We start from the raw sequence: 17,767 nt of genomic DNA on the forward strand, positions 1-17,767 counted from the left end.
CGATCGTGGCCGCGGCCGCGATGCTTGCTGTGTTCGCGTTCATCCTGACGCGGGGATCGGCCGGGCCGACGACCGACGACGGTCTGCGGACGGGCGCCGTACCGAACGGCGCCGCGGCTCCAGCCGAGGGTGGTGCGACAGCGAGTCCGGATCCGGAGCCGTCGGCCGGCACGGCCAAGGCGGACCGCAAGCCGCCACCCAGCACGCCGGCACCGAAGGCGCGCGCCACTACGCCGGCGGTCAACACCGGCCCGACCTCGCCGGCCTTCAAACGCGGCCAGTGGATCGCGGTCCTCGACAAGTACCCGACCGACGTCGGCCTGGAGGCCGACACGGTCGCGAAGGGTACGGCGGCCAAGCTCATCGCGGCCGGCGTGCCGGCGAAAGCCATGCTGGTCAACGGTCAGTACCCCGGCCTCGCGGACAGCTCCATGGAGCCGATGACCGACAGCTGGGTCGTCTACCTCGGCCCGGGCTCATCGTCGGAGCAGGTCCTCGAGGTGTGCTCCGCGCCGAGGACCCAGAAGGCGTACAGCAACCCTGCCTGCCCCACCTACGAGCCTGCGGCCGCGCCGGGCAGCTGAGGCGGCGGATCGGTCGCGAGCCGCGCATGCAGGTGCGAGTCGTGACGCTCGCCGTTCGCCTCGACGAAGTAGTCCCGCATGGTCCCTTCCAGGTGGAAACCCGCCCGCGTCGCCACCCGGCACGAGCCCTCGTTGATCAGCGAGTGGTCCAGCGAGAGGCGGTGCAGCCCGAGACCATCCGACGCGAACGCCCACCGGGCCGCCGCGTCGAGTGCACGGGCACCGAGCCTGCGGCCGCGCGCCGAGGGGCTGACCCAGTAGGCGACGACCGCCTGCTCAGGCACCCGGTTGACGTCGCGGACTGACACGGTGCCCACCACCTGGTCCGTCGCCGCATCCGCGATGGCGAACACCGCGCTGCCACGCGCCCAGCCGTCGATCCGCGGCTCCAGCCACCGCCGGGCGCGATGTTCCGCCGGAGTGCGGATCACCGCTGTACCTCCGGTCCAGCGCAGGATGTCCGGGTCGCGCAGCGCATCGGCCACCTCGGTTTCGTCCGACCGGACGAACGGACGCAGTACGACGTCGCCGAGCTCGATCCGGCGTGGCTGGAGCGCCGGGCTCACTGCTTGTGCGGCTCGTTCGCGTGCAGCAGCGGCGCCTGGTGCGCGTGGGTGCCCAGCTGCTGGACGCCGGTGACCAGACCGCCGGTCAGGTCACCAGTGGCGAACGAGGTCTGCATCGCCAGCGCGGCCAGACCGGCTGCCGTGTCCGACAGCTGCCGCTTGGCGAGCGCTCCGGTGACGATCTCCAGGCGGCGCCCCGCGGGGTCGACGTACACCAGGACTGTGTGGTCCGGGTCCTCGAGCTCGTTCAGCAGCTCCAGCGCGAACGGGCGGGTCTCGGAGTCCGCTCCACCGACGTACACGGAGAAGTGCAGGCCGGACACCTCCTCGGCGTGCCGGACCGCTCGCTCGATGTCGTAGAGCTGGTCAGGAGTGAATGCGTCACCAGCTGGCACTTGCGCCTCCGGTCGTGCGGGCGACGCCGCTGCCGGCGGTCGCGGGGGTCCCCGGCGCACCGGGCAGCTCGGGCAGATGGGCCGGGTCCGGCTTGGTCGCGACCGGACCGTTGATCCAGACCGGCGGAGCCCACCAGGACAGGCCTGGGCGGTAGCGCGGCCCCTTCGCGATCGACGGCGCGAAGACCAGCAGCGCCACCACCGCGATGACCAGCACGGGGATACCGACGAACACCAGCACGGTGTGGCCGGAGAGCAGAGAGATCACGCTCCAGAGCCTAGTCCCCCACCCCTCCACGGTTGCCCCGGGGCTCACCCCGAGACAACCATGAAGAAGAGACAAAGCTGTCAGCAACCACCGCGGTTGCTCCCTCCAGCACAGCGCGAAGCGCTGTTGGTTCTTCTCTCAGCAACCACCGCAGTTGTAGTACGTGATGTCCCAGTGGTTGCCTTCGTTGGCGTAGATGTTGCCGGCGCCCGAGCGCCACTGCTGGGCGCCGTCACCACGGTCGGCGATCCGGGTGAAAGTGCCGCGGATGTAGTTGCTGACACACGTGTACACCGAGATGTCGACCTTGTAGCCGTTGCGGTGGCTGTAGGTGCCACTGGCGTGACCAACCTCGGTCCCACCCGTGATGTTCACGGCGCACCCACTCGCCTGCTTCAGGGTGCGGACGCCGTACACGGTGGAGTCGTTGATGTTCGTGAACGACGTACAGGTCGGGTTGTTCCAGTCCGAGCAACCGCCGCTGGACGACCAGGTGATGCCGGCGGCCCTGAAGATCGCGGTCGCCTGCGAGTGCGTGAGCTTGGTGAGCGCGGACGCCTGGTCGACGGCGACCACCGCGGGCAGCAGCCCGGCGATGACGGCGACGACGGGGATGAGGACACGACGGAGCACTGACTTCATGGGGGACACTCCTCGAAATACGGGGCGGATATTTCAAGGAGTGCACTTCCCCCGAAAGTAATTCACGAAACGTCCCGTTGAATCAGAAATTAACGTCCGAACACTGGTAGAAGGCGTTCGCGGTGTCGTTGATGGTCCACACCGCCAGGATCATGTGCCGTCCGGACCGGTTCGGCAGGGTGCCAGGGTGGCTGACGTCGTTGGCGGGCGGCCGCCGTTCATCGGCACCGTCAGGAACGGGTCCAGGTCGAGCGCGGCGGGTGAGTGGGACGTTCTGATCCCACCCCTGCTTGGTGATGTAGTACTTGAAGGTCGGTGGTGGAGTGCGGTGCGGTCAGGTGCCAGTTGAACGTGTAGCTCGCACCCGAGGTGAGCTGAGTGGCCGGCCACGCTCCCCCGCGCTGGTCGACACATAGAAAACAACCGTTCAAATCTATTGTCAACGGTTCGTAAGCACCCGTGCGCAGAAAGCTAGATGTTGAGGGCACCGATCAGTCGGCGGAGGCGCTGGTTGTTGGGCAGGTCCTCGATCATCACGGGCTGGCCGTCCGGGCCGCCGAGCGGCACGCGCCAGTTCGGGTACTCGTCCGTGGTGCCCGGTTGGTTCTGAGTACGACGTTCGCCGACGGCGTCGGTCAATGCCACGCCGACCAGCTTCGCCGGCGTATGAGCGACGTACTGGTGCAGCGCCTCGACGATGCGCTCCACGTCGCCGTCGGTGTTGCTGAGCAGATGTCGCTCGCGGAGCGCGTTCAGCCAGGAGTCGCGATCCGCCTCGTCCACTGCGAGCTCCTCCTCGACCGGTCTGGTGAGCAGACCGAGCCGGTTGCGCAGTTCGACGTGGTCGCCGGCGAGGTAGCCGGCCGTCGGGGGCAGGTCGTGAGTGGTGACCGTGGCCAGGCAGAGCTCCCGCCAGCGCTCCGGTGCCAGCGGGTTGCCGTCCCGGTCTCCCTCGAACCACAGCACCGACGTACCGAGGATGCCGCGCTCGGTCAGGTAGTCACGCACCCACGGCTCGACCGTGCCGAGGTCCTCGCCCACCACCGTCACGCCGGCGCGCGTCGCCTCGAGTACGAGGATGCCGACCAGCGCCTCGTGGTCGTAGCGGACGTACGTGCCCTCGGTCGGCCGCTCCGGCGACGTCACCCACCAGAGCCGGAAAATGCCGAGGATGTGGTCGATCCGGAGCCCGCCACCGTGCCGCATCACCGCCCGGACCAGATCCCGCCAGGCGGCGTACCCGGTCTCGGCCAGTGCGTTCGGCCGCCACGGCGGCTGCGACCAGTCCTGACCCTGCTGGTTGAACGCGTCCGGCGGTGCACCGACGTGGATGCCGGGAGCCAGCACATTCTGCAGCGCCCAAGCGTCCGCGCCATCCGGATGTACGCCGACAGCCAGGTCATGGACGACGCCCAGCGACATGCCCGCGGCCCTGGCCCGCGCCTGGGTGCGAGCAAGCTGTTCGTCCATCTGCCACTGCAGCCAGCAGTGGAACTCCACCGCGTCGGGATTCTCGTTGCGGAAGGCAACAACAGCCGGTGCGGTCGGCTCCTGCAGTTCCTCCGGCCACTTGCTCCACTCCGGCCCGTGCACGTCGGCGATCGCGGCCCACGTGGCGAAGTCGATCAGCCCCTGGCTCTCGCGGTCGCAGTAGGCGCCGTACTCCGCGATCCGGCCGATCGACGGGCGGACACCGAACAGCAGCTGCAGCGCCTCCCGCTTCGCCGCCCAGACAGTGTCGCGGTCCAGCGCGGTCGGGTCCTCGCTCAACGCCCGCGTCTGCAGGCTGAGTGCCCGGACCCGATCCCGCTCCGCCGGCGCCAAGTCGCCGTACTCGTCGATGTCCTCGATCCGCAGGTAGATCGGGTTGGCGAACCGCCGCGAGGCCGGCAGGTACGGCGACGGCTCCATCCGGCCGGACGTCTCCGCGGCGTGCAGTGGGTTCACCAGCACGAAGCCGGCGCCCAGGTCGTTCGCGGACCAGGCGGCGAGGTCGGCTAGGTCATGCAGGTCACCGATCCCCCACGACCGGCGCGAGCGAACCGAGTACAGCTGCAGAACCCAGCCCCAGGTACGTCGCAGCCTCTCCGGCTCCAGCTTGCGCGGTGTGACGATCAACGTGCTGACCGAGATCTCCGGACTGGTCCCGACTCGCGCGCAGAGCCGGTGGTACCCGAGCGGCAGGTCGCCCGGCAACTGGAACGTCGCCTCACCGAGCTGCACACCGTCGATCCACTCCGGCTCGACCCAGTGGTCCTGCTGCGGGATGTCACGCCGCTGCCCACCGTCCTCGAGGTCCACCCACACCTCGGCGCTGGACCCATGCGGCAGGTGAACGGCGAACCAGGGCGTCCACCCCTCCCGCATCACCACAGTGGCGGGCAACGTACGACGCCAGCGCGTCTGCTGGTGCTCCGCGAGCGCGTCGGCCGCCTTCTCCGGCGTGGAAGCGTCCACCCCGAGCGCCGCGAGCACGGCGGCGACCACCTCGCTCGAGACGATCACATGCTCGCCCTGCCAGTTCCAGTACTCCGTCGCCACCCCATGGGCAACCGCTAGCTCGACAAGGGCCGGAGTAGGAGCAGTCACCTCAGCGAGTCTGCCGCATCAACCGCCGTACTGCGTAACGCCGCGCGCCGCGTTCACTGGTTCGCGTTGGAGCGGCGACGGCTCAGCAGCAGCACGGCGAACAGCAGCGCGGCACTGGCGACGACCAGACCGATGGCCACACCCGCGACGTTGTCGGTCAACTGATAGAGCGCGGTCGGCCAGATGACCAGCAGGATCGCGCAGCCCACCACGGCGTACGCCGATGCGTGCCGGCGACCGTACGCGACCAGCAGAGCGGCCGGACCGGCCGTGCCGACGGCCAGAGCCATGATTTCGCCGCGCTCCTGGACCAGCCAGCAGATCGACGAGCTGAACATCGCTGCCCCGGCCAGCGACCACGCGGTCACCTGGTCCCGCACCAGTCCGAGCAGCGCCATCACGAACGCCACCAGGATGAACCCGGTCCCGGCGATCCCGGCCGTATTGGTCGCCGTACCGTCGTCCGGAGTGAGCACGTCCGCGGTGAGCACCAGGACGCCGACGGCCAGGATCCCGAACGTTGCTACAAGCAACGAAGAGCCGGCCAGCCACCACACCCCGATCGCGACCAGCGCCAGCGCCACCGCGACGCCGATGACCCGCCCCGTCTCCCCCTCGATGGCGACGTACGTCGCGAAACCGGCCACGCAGCAGCCGAGAGCCGCCAGCGCCGAGCTCAGCTGGTCCTGACGGCGCAGCAGCGCGAGGATGGCGGCGGCGCCGAGCAGGACGATCGTGGCGCTGGTCCCCGTGGTGACCCGGGCGGCGTGGCCCATCTCACCCCAGTTCGCGATCGTCAGCAGCGCGACCGCTCCCAGCAGCAGTGCACCGCCGATGTAGCCGAGCACCTCGATGAGCGCGCCTGCATGCGACACAGCCGGCGGGGCCTTCGGCTTCGGTGGCTGGGCGGGAGCTTCCGGCCGGCCCCGCCCAGGATCGGCCAGCGCCGCGTCGATCTCGGCGTCCGCAGCGTCTCGCAGAGCGTCGGCCTGGTACTGGCGCAGCACACCAGCGCTCACGAGCCGGGACAGCTCGTCATCCAGCCGGCTGGGCATGCGATCGCGTCTCCCTTGTCAGCCTTACTAAGATCGGGCGGCGAGATGCCTATTCTGACCAGCTACCTTGTGTCCACGATCAGTCACCCCCTGCTTTCGCTGCCTAAGGACTTCCCGACGTTCTTCCGGATGGGCAACGACGGCAAGCTGGAGGTGACCGACCAGATCTTCATGGTCCCGGCCCGGATCGCCGGGCTGATCATCGGTTTCTTCGTGCTGCGCTGGGTGCTGCACAAGCTGATCCGCCGGTTCGCCCGGCGGACCGGCAACGGCGCCGTCGCCGGGGTGCTGTCGAAGTCGAAGATCGGCCAGGGCTTCGTCGAGAACAACCTGGCCGGCGAACGCCGGACCCAACGGGCCGAGACGATCGCCTCCCTGCTGTGCAGCACGGTGACGATCGTGCTGACGTCGATCCTGGTGGTGATGGTGCTGGCCGAGCTCGGCTTCAACATCCTCCCGGTGATCGCGTCGGCCAGCATCATCGGTGTCGCGCTCGGCTTCGGCGCGCAGACGCTGGTGAAGGACTTCCTGGCCGGCGTGTTCATGATCTTCGAGGACCAGTACGGCGTCGGCGACCTGATCGACATGGAGAAGGCCACCGGTGTGGTCGTTGCCGTGGGGCTGCGCATCACCACGCTCCGAGGCGAGGACGGCACCACCTGGTACGTCCGCAACGGCGAGGTCCTCCGCGTCGGCAACCTGACCACCCGGGACCCAGCCAGCACCGGGTCGTCCGGGGTCGGCAGCGCGACCGAGAAGGAGGAGGCCGAGGCTGAGGCCGCGATCGAGGCTAAGGGCGACGAAAGTGCGGCGACCAGAAAGCAGGACGGAAGCCGAGCTTGAGGTAGAGCCGTTCCGCGTCCGATCCCTCCACCACCTGCAGCGTGAGCCGCCCACCGGCCGCGTCCCGCCGCGCCTGGGCGAGCAGCGCCGAGGCCAACCCGCGTCCCCGGTACGCCGGTTTGGTGGCGACCGCGTAGATCCCGGTCACCGGTCCAGACCGCAGGACCAGCGTCACCGCAGCCGGGTCGCCGTCGACGCGTAGGACGTAGAGCGACTGCTCCGGCGCGGAGTAGTTCTTCACAGCCTTCTCGCGGAGCATCGCCCGCCACCACTCGATGTCCGGATCGTCGTCGTCGAGGAAGGCGGCACCCTGCACCTCGGCGAACGCCACCGCGTCGTCGTCTGTCGCGATCGGCGTGATCGGGTCACCGTCGACTGCGTCCGGCGGCGCCTCCATGTGCACCAGCACCTCGGTCGCCTCGAACCCGGCGCCAGCCAGCCGCTCTTCCCATCCGTCCCCGCTCCACGGCACCAACCGCACTGTGGCGGTCCCTTCCGGGAGCTCCGCATCTGCCGTCAGCGGGATCCACGCCGAGAAGTACGCGTCCTCACCGACCACCTCGATTCCGGTGGCCGTACGTCGGACCTCGCCTCGATGGGCAGCCAGGAACGCCAGGTGGTTGTCGAGCAACTCATGCACCCGCGCAGTATGCCCAGCACCACACGGCACTGTCTCGCAGAAACACGACACCGACCAGGCGCAACGGCTCCTGGTCGGTGTCGGCTGGAGATGTCAGGCGCTGAAGGTGACGTCCAGGGTGATCGGGACGGCGGACAGGGCCTGGGAGACCGGGCAGTTCTTCTTCGCGCCCTCGGCGAACTCGGCGAACTCGTCGGCGGTGATGCCGGGGACCTTGCCGTTCACGGACAGCTTGATGCCGGTGATGCCCTCACCCGGCTGGAAGGTCACGTCGGCCTGGGTGTCTATCGCCTCCGGCGCGTTGCCGGCACCGGCCAGCGCGTGCGACAGCGCCATCGAGAAGCAGGTCGAGTGCGCGGCCGCGATCAGCTCCTCCGGGCTGGTCCTGCCGTTCGCCTCGTTCGCCCGGGAGGCCCAGGTCACGTCGTAGGTGCCGATCCCGGACGACTCCAGGGCAACCTTGCCGGCGCCCTCCATCAGCGAGCCTTCCCAGTGGGCCTTGGCCGTACGAGTGGTAGCCATGCTCGTGTTTTCTCCTTCGAAGAGAGGGTCAGCGGCCGGACACGTCGATCGCGCCGGGGTACTGCGGTTCGTCGGTGTTCACCATGCTCTGCGCGGCCATCACCATGTACGTCCAGATCTGGTTGTCCTGCTCCGGCGTCAAGGCGATCTCGTCCAGTGCCGCGCGCATGTGGCCGAGCCAAAGGTCCCGGGCGCTCGGGGTGACGGCGAACGGGGCGTGCCGCATCCGCAGCCGCGGGTGCCCGCGCTGCTCGGAGTACGTGCGTGGACCGCCCCAGTACTGCTCCAGGAACATCCGGAAGCGCACCTCGGCCGGACCGAGGTCCTCCTCCGGGTACAGCGCGCGGAGTTCGGGGTCGGCGGCGACACCGCGGTAGAACGCGGCCACCAGACGGTGGAAGGTCTCCGCCCCACCGACAGCGTCGTAAAAGCTCTGCTGGTCACTCATGTCGATCCCAGTGTCTCAAGTGGTCTCAATGTGCTTGAGCAGGGCTGCCCGTTCGGACGCCGACAGGGGGCGTTTGGCGTGGGTGTCGGGGTCCGTGGCGACGAGCACGGACACCGCCTTGGCGTACACGTCCTCGCTCTCACCGCTGCGGTCGAGGATCCACGAGCCGAGCGTGTACGACGTCGTACCAACCGCGTCGACCCACACGTCGACGTCGTACGGCGGGTGCCGCAGCAGGATCGGGCGAAGGTAGTCCACGGTCTGGCTGACCAGGACGACCGAGTGCACGGCGAACACGTCGCCGGTGACGCCGAGGACCTCACCGAGGAACGCGATCCGGGCCTCCTGCAGGTAGTCGAAGTACCGGACGTTGTTGACGTGGTCGTAGGAGTCGATGTCCGACCACCGGACCAGAACGGGATGGGTGTACTTCATGCGCCCACCAGCTTTGACAGGGCCTCGCGCTCGATCGGGCTGATCCGGCGCAGGCGGTTGGCGGCGAAGTCGAACGGCACCAGGCGGGTCCGCGCCTCGACGTACGTCCGGCGCTCGGGCTCGGCGTCGAGGATCTCGTAGTCCACGGTGAACGACGCGGCCTTGATCTCGCTGATCCACAGCTCGATCCGCACCGGCTCGGGCCGGTACTGCAGCGGAGCGCGGTACACGACCTCGTGGCGGGCCACCAGCAGGCCGGTCTCCAGGTCGTCCGCGCCGAGCTCCTTGGCGGTCCGGAACAGGAAGTCGACGCGGGCGTCCTGCAGGTAGTCGACGTACCGTCCGTTGTTCACATGCCCGAGGGCGTCCATGTCACCCCACCGCAGCGGGCAGTAGTAGACATGGCGGTTGTGATGATCCACACGGCGATCATCGCATCCGGAGTACTCCCGGCGTGACGGAGCGTGGGTAATGTCATCCCCGGCAGCAGCACGAGCGAAGGAGCAGCGCGGATGACTGATCAGCGGGTAGCGATCGTGACCGGGTCGGCCCGGGGAATCGGCGCGGCCGTCGCACTGCGGCTGGCGAAGGACGGGAACGCGGTGGCCGTCCTCGACCTCGACGAGGGCGCTTGTGAGGGCACCGTCAAGGCGATCACCGAGGCGGGCGGCAAGGCGATCGCGATCGGCTGCGACGTCAGCAAGTCGGATCAGGTGACCGCCGCCGTCGAGCGCGTGGTGGCCGAGCTGGGCGCACCGACGGTGCTGGTGAACAACGCCGGCGTACTGCGCGACAACCTGCTGTTCAAGATGTCCGAGGACGACTGGGACACCGTGATGTCGGTGCACCTGCGCGGCAGCTTCCTGATGTCCCGCGCCTGCCAGGCGCACATGGTCGAGGCCGGCTACGGCCGGATGGTGTTCCTCTCCTCCACGTCGGCGCTGGGCAACCGCGGCCAGGCGAACTACGCGTCCGCGAAGGCCGGCCTGCAGGGCCTGGCGAAGACGCTGGCGATCGAGTTGGGCAAATTCGGTGTCACCGCGAACGCGATCGCGCCCGGGTTCATCGAGACCGACATGACCGCGGCGACCGCGGCCCGGGTCGGGGTGGACTTCGAGGAGTTCAAGAAGGCGACCGCGGCCACCATCCCGGTGAACCGGACCGGCAAGCCCGACGACATCGCCGCGGCGGCGTCGTTCTTCTGCAGCGAGGAGGCCGGGTTCGTCTCCGGCCAGGTCCTGTACGTTGCCGGCGGACCGCGAAACTGAGGGAGTTGCAGATGGCGCAGTCGTTCACCGGTGTCGACGAGGTCGTGCACGCGGTCGGCACCCCACTGGGCGAGAGCCAGTGGCTGGAGATCACCCAGGAGCAGGTGAACACGTTCGCCGATGCCACCGGGGACCACCAGTGGATCCACGTCGACGTCGAGCGCGCCAAGCAGGGGCCGTACGGCGGGACGATCGCGCACGGTTACCTCACCCTGAGCCTGATCGCGCGGTTCGGTGACGAACTGTTCTCGGTCAGCGGCGTGACCGCGAAGCTCAACTACGGCGTCAACAAGGTCCGCTTCCCGGCCCCTGTTCCGGTCGGCACCCGTGTCCGCGCCAGCGCCTCGATCTCCAACGCCGTCGAGACCCCGGCCGGCGTCCAGGTCTCCCTCAACTGGGTCATCGAACTGGAGAACTCCACCAAACCCGCCTGCGTCGCGGAGACCGTCGTACTGCTCGTCCCCTGACCGGGCGAGGGGTTAGAGCGGGCAGATCAGTACGGCGTGGGTGGCGACGCGGTCGTAGCCGAGCCACTCGTTGACGGCGATCATCGGGGCGTTGCCGTCGTAGTTGGCGGTGTAGGCGCCGCGGACGCCGGCCTGGGCGGCGCGGCGGAGGGCGGCGCACTTGACCAGCTTGGCCAGGCCGCGGCCGCGGTACTCCGGCATCGTCGCGGTCATCTGGGACCAGATCTTGGTGTGATCGCCGTTGCCCAGGGTGAACGCGATGATCTCGCCGTCGTAGAGGGCCGCCGTACTCAGGTCGAGCACCATCGACGGCGAGTTCCAGATGCCCGCGAGCCAGTCGTCGTACGGCCGGGTGGTGATCTTGGCGTCACCCGGTTTGGTGCGCTGGGCAACTTCGTCGGCCTCGTAGAGCTTGCGTGGATCGACCTGGTCCAGACCGACCAGCTCCACTCCGGTCGGGGCTCCCGGGACGTCGGGTGCCTTGGGTGGGTGGATGCCCGCGTAGTGCACCTGCCGGGTCTGCCGGTAGCCCCACCGGGCCGCCCATTCCACGGTTGACGGGTCGGCGAACACCCGCGCACTGGTCGCACCGGCCGCCCGCAGGTCCCGGTGGGTTGCCTCCAGCAACTTCGCACCGATCCCCCGGCCGCGGTAGTCAGGCCGGACCAGCACCCGCAACTGCCCGTCCAGCGGTTCCGACCCCGCGATCAGCGCGGTCGACCCCCAGCCCACGACCTCGCCCGCGTCCACGGCGGCGAAGGTTCCCAGTCCCAGCGCGGGCGGAGCCTGCAGTCTGCGGGTCAACGCGGTTCGCGTGACCACCAAGTATGGTGCGAGGGCATCGTGCAACGCGATCGCCCCTTCGACATCCCCCGTTTCGGCAGCCCTGATCTCCATGCGAACTCCTTCAGCGAAGTTCTCCGGAACATAACCCGCAATCAGGTGCAGACCGGATACAGACCCGATTACAGCTGTGTCTCAGCCGTTTCGCCACGGGGACCGAGCACCAAGCGCGCGCCAGTCACGTCGAACGTCATCCTGTACCGCTCCAGGTACCCCGCGCCAACCAGACCGTCGTGAACGATGTCCTGAAACTGAACCCTGGGTGACGATTGGGCGGTTTCGGGCGCGGCCGCCAGGTGCACACTGCCCGGAATCGTGACCCAGCGCCGCGTCCACTCGTAGCCGGTCTCGTCCGTCCCGGTCCGCGTCTCGAGATCCGGGCTCTCGAGATCCACGCCGCAGTCGGCCATGAACCGCGTGTCGAGGATCAGGCTGTCCGACCCGGTGTCCACCTCGACACAGATCTCGCGCCCACTCGGCAACACCAGTTGGGTGAACGGATCCACCGACACCGATTCCCGCCGCACGTCGAGCGGAACCTCGGGACCGTCAGCCTGGAAGCTCTCGCGCGGCAGCACCGTCAGAGTCATCGCGTCCGGATCCGTGGTGACCGTGTGATTCTCGAAGAACCCGGGTCCGATGATCCCGGCGAAACCGTTCGGATCGTCCGCATCCCCGAGGTCGGCGACACCCGCGACCTGCCCGTCGACGGCGTAGTCACCGACCCCGAGCACCGGCAGCCGAACAAGCGGCGCCTCGACCTCCTGACCCGACATCCGCCGCCCGGTGTAGGTCTCGCCCGTGGGCAGGACGTCGGCACGACTCGCGATGGCCGAGGCAACGACCGTGATTCCGATGCCGGTGTCAACGAGGAAGCGGTACTCCGCGTCGCCCAGCCGCACGTGCACCCGGACCAGGTGCTGCACCCGGTCGAAACCGACGGTCGTCATCTACTCGGAGAGCGTGCGCAGGAGGCCGTACTCCGTCTGGACGCGTTGATAGCCGAGCCAGTTGTTGATGGCCAGCATCGGTCCGTTCTCATCGTCGTTCGAGGTGTAGGCGGCGGTGATGCCGGCGTCGGCGGCGCGGCGGAGCGCGACCGACTTGACCAGCTTGGCCAGACCGCGACCCCGGTACGCCGGGTTGGTTCCGGTCATGCCCGACCAGGCGCGGTCGCCGGCGGTCTCGATCACGGTGAACGCCGCCATCTCGTCACCCGCCATCGCGGCAACGCTCAGCGACTTGTCCAGCCCTGGACCGTTCCAGATCTCGTCGAGCCACTCGTCGTAGCCGACGGCGTCGATCGGCGAGTCACCCGGCTCGTCCAGCGACGCGACCGTGTCGGCGGTGTAGGCCTGGTGCGGATCCACCTGGTCGAACGTCATGAGTTCGATGCCGTCCGGGGTCGGCGGCTGCGCCGGCAACTTCCGCGGGTCGACACCTGCGTAGTGCATCTGCCGCGTCCCGTCGTACCCGAGGTTGCGGGCGAACTCGAGGCCGTCAGGATGGACGAACGACCGCACGCGCACAGCGCCCACCTCACTCAGGTGCTGGTGCAGCCGTTCGGCCAGCGCACTACCGATGCCCTGCTTGCGATGGTCCGGGTGCACATAGATCGACACGTGGCTCTGGCCCGGACTGCTGGTCCAGACGTTCAGACCGGCTGATCCCCAGGCGACCAACTCACCGCCGGACTCGGCGACCAGCGCCAGGAACCGCTCGCCCGGCATCTGCACGGTAATCATGTGCCGCGTCGCGGCGGGCGACATGATCTTGTACGAGTAGACCGCGCGTCGCACCTCGGCCACCGCCTCGGCGTCGTCGCCAACGGCCGCCCGGATCAGCATCGGTGTGGTCATGCCCGGACCATAACCAGCTACCTTCCGCCTCGCCACGGAATAACGGGTGAACAGCAACGTGATCGCAACAGGTGCGCGCTCCGGACGATTCGGTGGTGGAACGCCGGGGCATTAGAGTTGCCCGGTGCTGTCGGACTGATCGCCCCGACCGCCGGAAGTGCCATCGTGCTGGGACACGACGGGGTCACCGGCGGCGGGGAGTCCGAATCCTCTTGACACCTCCCGGGTGCGTCAGGAGTAAATAGCAGCTATGGAAATTACCGATGGCGCTGCCGCAGCCAGGGTCCTGGCCGGCCTGATGGTGTCCGACGGACCCCGGCCGGAGTACGCGGAGGCCTTCGCCCCGTTCGCCCCACTGATCGGCAGTTGGGACCTCGACGTTTCCTGGTACGACGAGACCGGCGCGGTCACCCGGACGACCAAGGGTGAGTGGCACTTCGCCTGGGCGCTCGACGGCCGCGCGGTCGCCGACATCTGGATCACGCCGAGCCGGGCCGCCCGGGCGGTCGACGGTGATGGCGAGTGGGGCTTGTCGATCCGCATCCACGATCCCGAGCTGAACGCGTTCCGCTCCACCTGGATGGGTCCGAAGGCCGCCTTCGTGATGCCGTTCATCGCCCACGCGAGCAAGGACACGATCACGCTCGAGTCCCAGACCGCCAAGACCCGGTGGGCCTTCACCGGCATCACCGAGACCGGCTTCCACTGGCGCAACGAGGACGAAGGTGCCGACGGCAACTTCATCCTCCGCCAGACCTTCGTGGCCAGACGTCAGCCGTAGGTCGCGACCGCCTCGGTCGCGAGCTCCAGCAGCCGGGTCCGCAGCTCGACCGGCTCGACCACTTCGACGTCGCTCCCGAAAGCGAGCAGCAGACCGCACGCGGCCTCGCGGACACGGAAGTGCAGGGCGAGGTGCGGCCACTCGTCCTCCGCGGGTACGTCGCGGATCCTCGTCCCCTTGGCCACCATGGGCGTGGCGATCCGGCGGATCACCCCGACCCGCTCCGGGTGCACCCGAACCTCCACCTCCACGCCGACGGGAGCATGCCGCTCGAGCCCGGATCGCAGCCGCTCCCACTCCGCCCGCACATCCAGTCCGTCCGGTCGTTCAGCGGCCTCCTCGAGGATGTCGGCCTCCTCGACCCGGGACACGCGATACATCCGCGCCGCGCCACGATGCGCCGCGACGAGATACCACCGCCCGGCCTGCTCGACCAGCCCCCACGGATCGACGGTACGGCGCTGATGCCCTTCACTCGCGGACGCGTACTGCAGTCGCACCCGTCTCCGCGTCACCACCGCCTGCCGCAGTACCGGCAGCGCCCCGGTGTCCTCGGCCTCCGCGAACCAGCGACGCCGATCCACCACGATCGCACCCGACAACGCATCGGCGTCGTCCTGCAACTCCAGCGGCAACGTGGCCGACAGCTTGCCCATCGCGGACTGCAACGCATCCCGCAGACCCAGCTCGTCGGACAACGCCGATCGCCCCGACCAGGCAAACAACGCCTGCGCCTCCCGCGGCGTCAACCCACTGACATCCGCCCGATACCCAGGCAGCAGCACGCAGCCACCGTTGCGCCCACGCTCGGTGTAGACGGGTACGCCGGCCGCCGACAACGCCTCCATGTCGCGCATCACCGTCCGCGTCGACACCTCCAGGCGCTCGGCCAACTCCCGCGCACTCAACCGCGCATGCCGCTGCAACAGCAGAATGGTCTGCAACAACCGGTCGGCTCGCACGAGTTCAGAATATGCGACAGAAGATGTCGCATATACCCCGCGAGGCTGTCGTCATGAACACCAACGATCCCCGTCCGATGCTCATCCGTGCTCTCGACCAGACGCAGCACCTGATCGACACCACCGGTCCCGACGACCTCGACCGGCCGACCCCCTGCCCGGAGTACGACGTCACCACCCTGCTGGGCCACCTGCTCACCGTCGTCGGCCGGATCGACCTGGCGCTGAACGGTGGCAACGCGCTCGACATACCGCACATCACCACCAGCGTCGACGACGTTCCGGCCGAGTGGAAGCAGCGCCGCACCGCGCTCGACGAGACGCTGGCGGCCGACGGCGTACTCGACCGCATCTGCAAGTTGCCGTGGGCAACGCTTCCGGGCGCGGCCGCGATCGCTGCCTACACCACCGAGCTCACCATGCACTCGTGGGACCTGGCGAAGGCGACCGATCGCCTCGGACAGCTCGACGACGCGCTGGCGACATACTGCCTGCCTCTGGTCCGGCGGTTCGTCCCGGCCGAGCAGCGCGGCGGACCGGTCCCGTTCGGCCCCGTCGTCCCGGTCGCCGACGACGCAGCGCCGTACGACCAACTGGCCGGCTGGCAGGGCCGGCAGCCTTAGGCGACGATTCCGCCGTTTAGGGTGAGGCCGCCGTCGATCGTGATGGTCTGACCGGTGATCCACGACGACTCGTCCGACAGCAGGAACCACACCAGCGAGGCAACGTCCTCCGGCGTACCCAACCGACGCAACGGGTACGTCGAGGCGACCTTGTCCTCACGGCCTTCGTAGAGGGCTCCGGCGAACTTGGTCTTGACCACCGCCGGAGCCACTGCGTTGACCCGGATCTCCGGTGCCAGCTCGACCGCCAGCTCGGCGGTCACGCGCGACACCATCGCCTTGGTCGCGCCGTACCAACCGATACCCGGCGACGGCGCCAGGCCGGCCACCGAGGACAGGTTGACCACGGCGCCACCGTGCGCGCGCATCCAGGCGTCCCGGCACGCCTTCACCCAGGCGATCGCGGCCAGCACGTTCGTGTCGACCATCTTGGCCGCGACCGCGTGGTCGACGTCGAGCAGCTTGCCGTAGATCGGGTTGATGCCGGTGTTGTTCACCAGCAGATCCACCGACCCGTACGTCGCGACCGCCGCGGCCACCACGGTCGCCCGGTGCTCGGGATCCGCGGCCTTCCCGGCGACCGCGAGCGCGTGCTCCCGGCCACCCAGGGACTCGACTGCTTGGTCGAGCGTCTCCTGGGTGCGGCCGGTGATCACCACGCGCGCGCCATCAGCCACCAGGCGACGCGCAACTGCCAGCCCGATCCCCCGGGAGGCTCCGGTGACGATCGCCGTACGGTTCTCCAGACTCATCAGCTGAGACGCTCGAGGACGACCGCCATGCCCTGGCCGCCGCCGACGCACATGGTCTCCAGGCCGAACTGCTTGTCCTCGAACTGCAGCCCGTTCACCAGCGTGGTCATGATCCGCGCACCGGTCGAGCCGAACGGGTGCCCGAGCGCGATCGCGCCGCCGTGCACGTTCAGCTTGTCCTCGTCGATGCCGAGCTCACGCGCCGAGCCGATCACCTGGACCGCGAAGGCCTCGTTGATCTCGACCAGGTCGATGTCGTTGATGCTCATGCCGGCCCGCGCCAGCGCCTGCTTCGACGCCTCCACCGGACCGAGGCCCATGATCTCCGGCGACAGACCGCTCACCCCGGTCGACACGATCCGCGCCAGCGGGGTCAGGCCGAGCTCACGGGCCTTGGTGTCGCTCATGATCACGACCGCGGCGGCACCGTCGTTCAGCGGGCAGCAGTTGCCTGCTGTGACCGTGCCGTTCGGCCGGAACACCGGCTTGAGGCCACTGACGCCTTCCAGCGTCGTCCCCGCCCGCGGTCCGTCGTCCTTGCTCACCACAGTTCCGTCCGGCAGCGTCACCGGCGTGATCTCACGCGCGAAGAAGCCGTTGCCGATCGCCTTCTCGGCCAGGTTCTGCGAGCGGACGCCGAACGCGTCCTGCTCCGCGCGGGAGATGCCCCTGAGCGTCGCCACGTTCTCCGCGGTCTGGCCCATCGCGATGTAGACGTCCGGGATCTGCCCGTCCTCGCGCGGGTCGTGCCACGTGTCGTTGGTCTCGGCGTACTTCTCGGTCCGCTGCACCGCGTCGGTGAATACCGGGTTGAACGAACTCGGGTCACCGACCCCGGCCGAGCCGAAGTTCTTGTACCGCGACACGCACTCGACGCCGGCGCTGACGAAGATGTCGCCCTCACCGGACTTGATCGCATGGAAGGCCATCCGCGCGGTCTGCGTCGACGACGCGCAGAACCGGTTGACCGTCGTCGCCGGGGTGTTGTCCCAGCCGAGCTGGATCGCGACCCGGCGGGCCATGTTGCCGCCGTGTTCGTCGTGCGGTTCCGCACACCCGAGCGCCAGGTCCTCGATCTGGTCGCCGGTCAGCCCGACCTTGCCGACCGCCGCCTGGATCATCTGTACGGCGAGGTCGTCCGGCCGGATCGTGGTCATCGATCCCTTGTACGCGCGGCCGATCGGCGAGCGGGCCGTGGACACGATCACTGCTTCAGGCACAACGC

At 68.8% G+C, this 17,767-nt stretch carries 25 protein-coding genes; 6 read left to right on the forward strand and 19 right to left on the reverse strand.

Features of this window, described 5'->3' with window-relative positions:
- The first annotated feature begins 5 nt into the window (after window positions 1–5).
- On the forward strand, window positions 6–584 hold the full coding sequence (locus ACIBG5_RS30645) for a hypothetical protein (RefSeq protein WP_396394967.1): 579 nt from the start codon (window positions 6–8) through the stop codon (window positions 582–584).
- Here ACIBG5_RS30645 and ACIBG5_RS30650 read toward each other — a convergent pair.
- The 8 genes from ACIBG5_RS30650 to ACIBG5_RS30685 form a co-directional block, all read right to left on the reverse strand.
- Window positions 554–1,150, reverse strand: a complete 597-nt coding sequence (locus ACIBG5_RS30650; RefSeq protein ID WP_396394968.1) for a GNAT family N-acetyltransferase — start codon at window positions 1,148–1,150, stop codon at window positions 554–556. The two genes, ACIBG5_RS30645 and ACIBG5_RS30650, sit on opposite strands and share 31 nt — an antisense overlap.
- Window positions 1,147–1,545: a DUF5130 family protein gene (locus ACIBG5_RS30655; RefSeq protein ID WP_360456241.1), complete on the reverse strand. Its 399-nt coding sequence runs from the start codon at window positions 1,543–1,545 to the stop codon at window positions 1,147–1,149. The genes ACIBG5_RS30650 and ACIBG5_RS30655 overlap by 4 nt, the downstream gene beginning before the upstream one ends.
- A complete protein-coding gene (locus ACIBG5_RS30660; protein ID WP_396394969.1) occupies window positions 1,532–1,813 on the reverse strand; it encodes a hypothetical protein in 282 nt (93 codons plus the stop codon). Before ACIBG5_RS30660 ends, ACIBG5_RS30655 begins: the two co-directional genes overlap by 14 nt.
- A gap of 138 nt (window positions 1,814–1,951) precedes the next feature.
- On the reverse strand, window positions 1,952–2,455 hold the full coding sequence (locus tag ACIBG5_RS30665; protein WP_396394970.1) for a hypothetical protein: 504 nt from the start codon (window positions 2,453–2,455) through the stop codon (window positions 1,952–1,954).
- A gap of 82 nt (window positions 2,456–2,537) precedes the next feature.
- Window positions 2,538–2,753: a lytic polysaccharide monooxygenase gene (locus ACIBG5_RS30670; protein WP_396395018.1), complete on the reverse strand. Its 216-nt coding sequence runs from the start codon at window positions 2,751–2,753 to the stop codon at window positions 2,538–2,540.
- Window positions 2,686–2,943, reverse strand: coding sequence for a lytic polysaccharide monooxygenase (locus ACIBG5_RS30675; protein WP_396394971.1), 258 nt, complete (start codon window positions 2,941–2,943; stop codon window positions 2,686–2,688). Before ACIBG5_RS30675 ends, ACIBG5_RS30670 begins: the two co-directional genes overlap by 68 nt.
- Window positions 2,927–5,044, reverse strand: a complete 2,118-nt coding sequence (malQ, locus tag ACIBG5_RS30680; RefSeq protein ID WP_396394973.1) for a 4-alpha-glucanotransferase — start codon at window positions 5,042–5,044, stop codon at window positions 2,927–2,929. Before malQ ends, ACIBG5_RS30675 begins: the two co-directional genes overlap by 17 nt.
- Window positions 5,045–5,097: 53 nt before the next feature.
- Window positions 5,098–6,099: a hypothetical protein gene (locus ACIBG5_RS30685; RefSeq protein ID WP_396394974.1), complete on the reverse strand. Its 1,002-nt coding sequence runs from the start codon at window positions 6,097–6,099 to the stop codon at window positions 5,098–5,100.
- Window positions 6,100–6,144: 45 nt separating this feature from the next.
- On the opposite strand from ACIBG5_RS30685, the gene ACIBG5_RS30690 reads away from it, so the two are divergent.
- Complete coding sequence (locus tag ACIBG5_RS30690; RefSeq protein WP_396394976.1) at window positions 6,145–6,942, forward strand: mechanosensitive ion channel family protein; 798 nt, start codon at window positions 6,145–6,147, stop codon at window positions 6,940–6,942.
- Here the strand turns inward: ACIBG5_RS30690 and ACIBG5_RS30695 are convergent.
- From ACIBG5_RS30695 to ACIBG5_RS30715, 5 genes are all read right to left on the reverse strand, one after another.
- Window positions 6,890–7,582, reverse strand: coding sequence for a GNAT family N-acetyltransferase (locus ACIBG5_RS30695; RefSeq protein ID WP_396394978.1), 693 nt, complete (start codon window positions 7,580–7,582; stop codon window positions 6,890–6,892). The two genes, ACIBG5_RS30690 and ACIBG5_RS30695, sit on opposite strands and share 53 nt — an antisense overlap.
- 93 nt (window positions 7,583–7,675) lie before the next feature.
- Window positions 7,676–8,104 (reverse strand): OsmC family protein, encoded by a 429-nt coding sequence (locus ACIBG5_RS30700; RefSeq protein WP_396394980.1) that lies wholly within the window; start codon window positions 8,102–8,104, stop codon window positions 7,676–7,678.
- A gap of 28 nt (window positions 8,105–8,132) precedes the next feature.
- Window positions 8,133–8,552: a globin gene (locus tag ACIBG5_RS30705; protein ID WP_396394982.1), complete on the reverse strand. Its 420-nt coding sequence runs from the start codon at window positions 8,550–8,552 to the stop codon at window positions 8,133–8,135.
- 15 nt (window positions 8,553–8,567) lie between these two features.
- Window positions 8,568–8,987 carry an acyl-CoA thioesterase gene (locus ACIBG5_RS30710; protein WP_396394983.1) on the reverse strand — a complete coding sequence of 140 codons (420 nt, stop codon included), beginning with the start codon at window positions 8,985–8,987 and terminating at the stop codon, window positions 8,568–8,570.
- Complete coding sequence (locus ACIBG5_RS30715) at window positions 8,984–9,409, reverse strand: thioesterase family protein (protein WP_360456212.1); 426 nt, start codon at window positions 9,407–9,409, stop codon at window positions 8,984–8,986. Before ACIBG5_RS30715 ends, ACIBG5_RS30710 begins: the two co-directional genes overlap by 4 nt.
- Before the next feature lie 90 nt (window positions 9,410–9,499).
- Between ACIBG5_RS30715 and ACIBG5_RS30720 the strand changes: the two genes are divergently transcribed.
- Together ACIBG5_RS30720 and ACIBG5_RS30725 are read left to right on the forward strand one after the other, a co-directional pair.
- Window positions 9,500–10,255, forward strand: a complete 756-nt coding sequence (locus ACIBG5_RS30720; protein ID WP_396394984.1) for an SDR family oxidoreductase — start codon at window positions 9,500–9,502, stop codon at window positions 10,253–10,255.
- Between the two features lie 11 nt (window positions 10,256–10,266).
- Entirely contained in the window at window positions 10,267–10,722 is a 456-nt protein-coding gene (locus ACIBG5_RS30725) for a MaoC family dehydratase (protein WP_360456206.1), read from the forward strand.
- Between the two features lie 12 nt (window positions 10,723–10,734).
- Here ACIBG5_RS30725 and ACIBG5_RS30730 read toward each other — a convergent pair whose 3' ends face one another.
- The 3 genes from ACIBG5_RS30730 to ACIBG5_RS30740 form a co-directional block, all read right to left on the reverse strand.
- On the reverse strand, window positions 10,735–11,619 hold the full coding sequence (locus tag ACIBG5_RS30730) for a GNAT family N-acetyltransferase (RefSeq protein ID WP_396394985.1): 885 nt from the start codon (window positions 11,617–11,619) through the stop codon (window positions 10,735–10,737).
- Between the two features lie 68 nt (window positions 11,620–11,687).
- Complete coding sequence (locus ACIBG5_RS30735; RefSeq protein ID WP_396394986.1) at window positions 11,688–12,515, reverse strand: retropepsin-like aspartic protease; 828 nt, start codon at window positions 12,513–12,515, stop codon at window positions 11,688–11,690.
- Window positions 12,516–13,424, reverse strand: coding sequence for a GNAT family N-acetyltransferase (locus ACIBG5_RS30740; RefSeq protein WP_396394987.1), 909 nt, complete (start codon window positions 13,422–13,424; stop codon window positions 12,516–12,518).
- A gap of 250 nt (window positions 13,425–13,674) precedes the next feature.
- On the opposite strand from ACIBG5_RS30740, the gene ACIBG5_RS30745 reads away from it, so the two are divergent.
- Entirely contained in the window at window positions 13,675–14,205 is a 531-nt protein-coding gene (locus ACIBG5_RS30745; RefSeq protein ID WP_396394988.1) for a hypothetical protein, read from the forward strand.
- On the opposite strand, the gene ACIBG5_RS30750 is transcribed toward ACIBG5_RS30745, so the two are convergent.
- On the reverse strand, window positions 14,196–15,167 hold the full coding sequence (locus tag ACIBG5_RS30750) for a helix-turn-helix transcriptional regulator (RefSeq protein ID WP_396394989.1): 972 nt from the start codon (window positions 15,165–15,167) through the stop codon (window positions 14,196–14,198). The two genes, ACIBG5_RS30745 and ACIBG5_RS30750, sit on opposite strands and share 10 nt — an antisense overlap.
- 53 nt (window positions 15,168–15,220) lie before the next feature.
- Between ACIBG5_RS30750 and ACIBG5_RS30755 the strand changes: the two genes are divergently transcribed.
- Entirely contained in the window at window positions 15,221–15,790 is a 570-nt protein-coding gene (locus ACIBG5_RS30755) for a TIGR03086 family metal-binding protein (protein ID WP_396394990.1), read from the forward strand.
- Here the strand turns inward: ACIBG5_RS30755 and ACIBG5_RS30760 are convergent.
- Both ACIBG5_RS30760 and ACIBG5_RS30765 read right to left on the reverse strand, forming a co-directional pair.
- Window positions 15,787–16,542, reverse strand: a complete 756-nt coding sequence (locus ACIBG5_RS30760) for an SDR family oxidoreductase (RefSeq protein WP_396394991.1) — start codon at window positions 16,540–16,542, stop codon at window positions 15,787–15,789. The two genes, ACIBG5_RS30755 and ACIBG5_RS30760, sit on opposite strands and share 4 nt — an antisense overlap.
- The gene (locus tag ACIBG5_RS30765) at window positions 16,542–17,762 is read right to left on the reverse strand and encodes an acetyl-CoA C-acetyltransferase (protein ID WP_360456184.1); all 1,221 of its coding nucleotides are present in this window, start codon (window positions 17,760–17,762) and stop codon (window positions 16,542–16,544) included. The genes ACIBG5_RS30760 and ACIBG5_RS30765 overlap by 1 nt, the downstream gene beginning before the upstream one ends.
- Window positions 17,763–17,767: the final 5 nt, after the last annotated feature.

The sequence above is a fragment of the Kribbella sp. NPDC050241 genome, from assembly GCF_044459685.1.
Lineage (GTDB): Bacteria > Actinomycetota > Actinomycetes > Propionibacteriales > Kribbellaceae > Kribbella.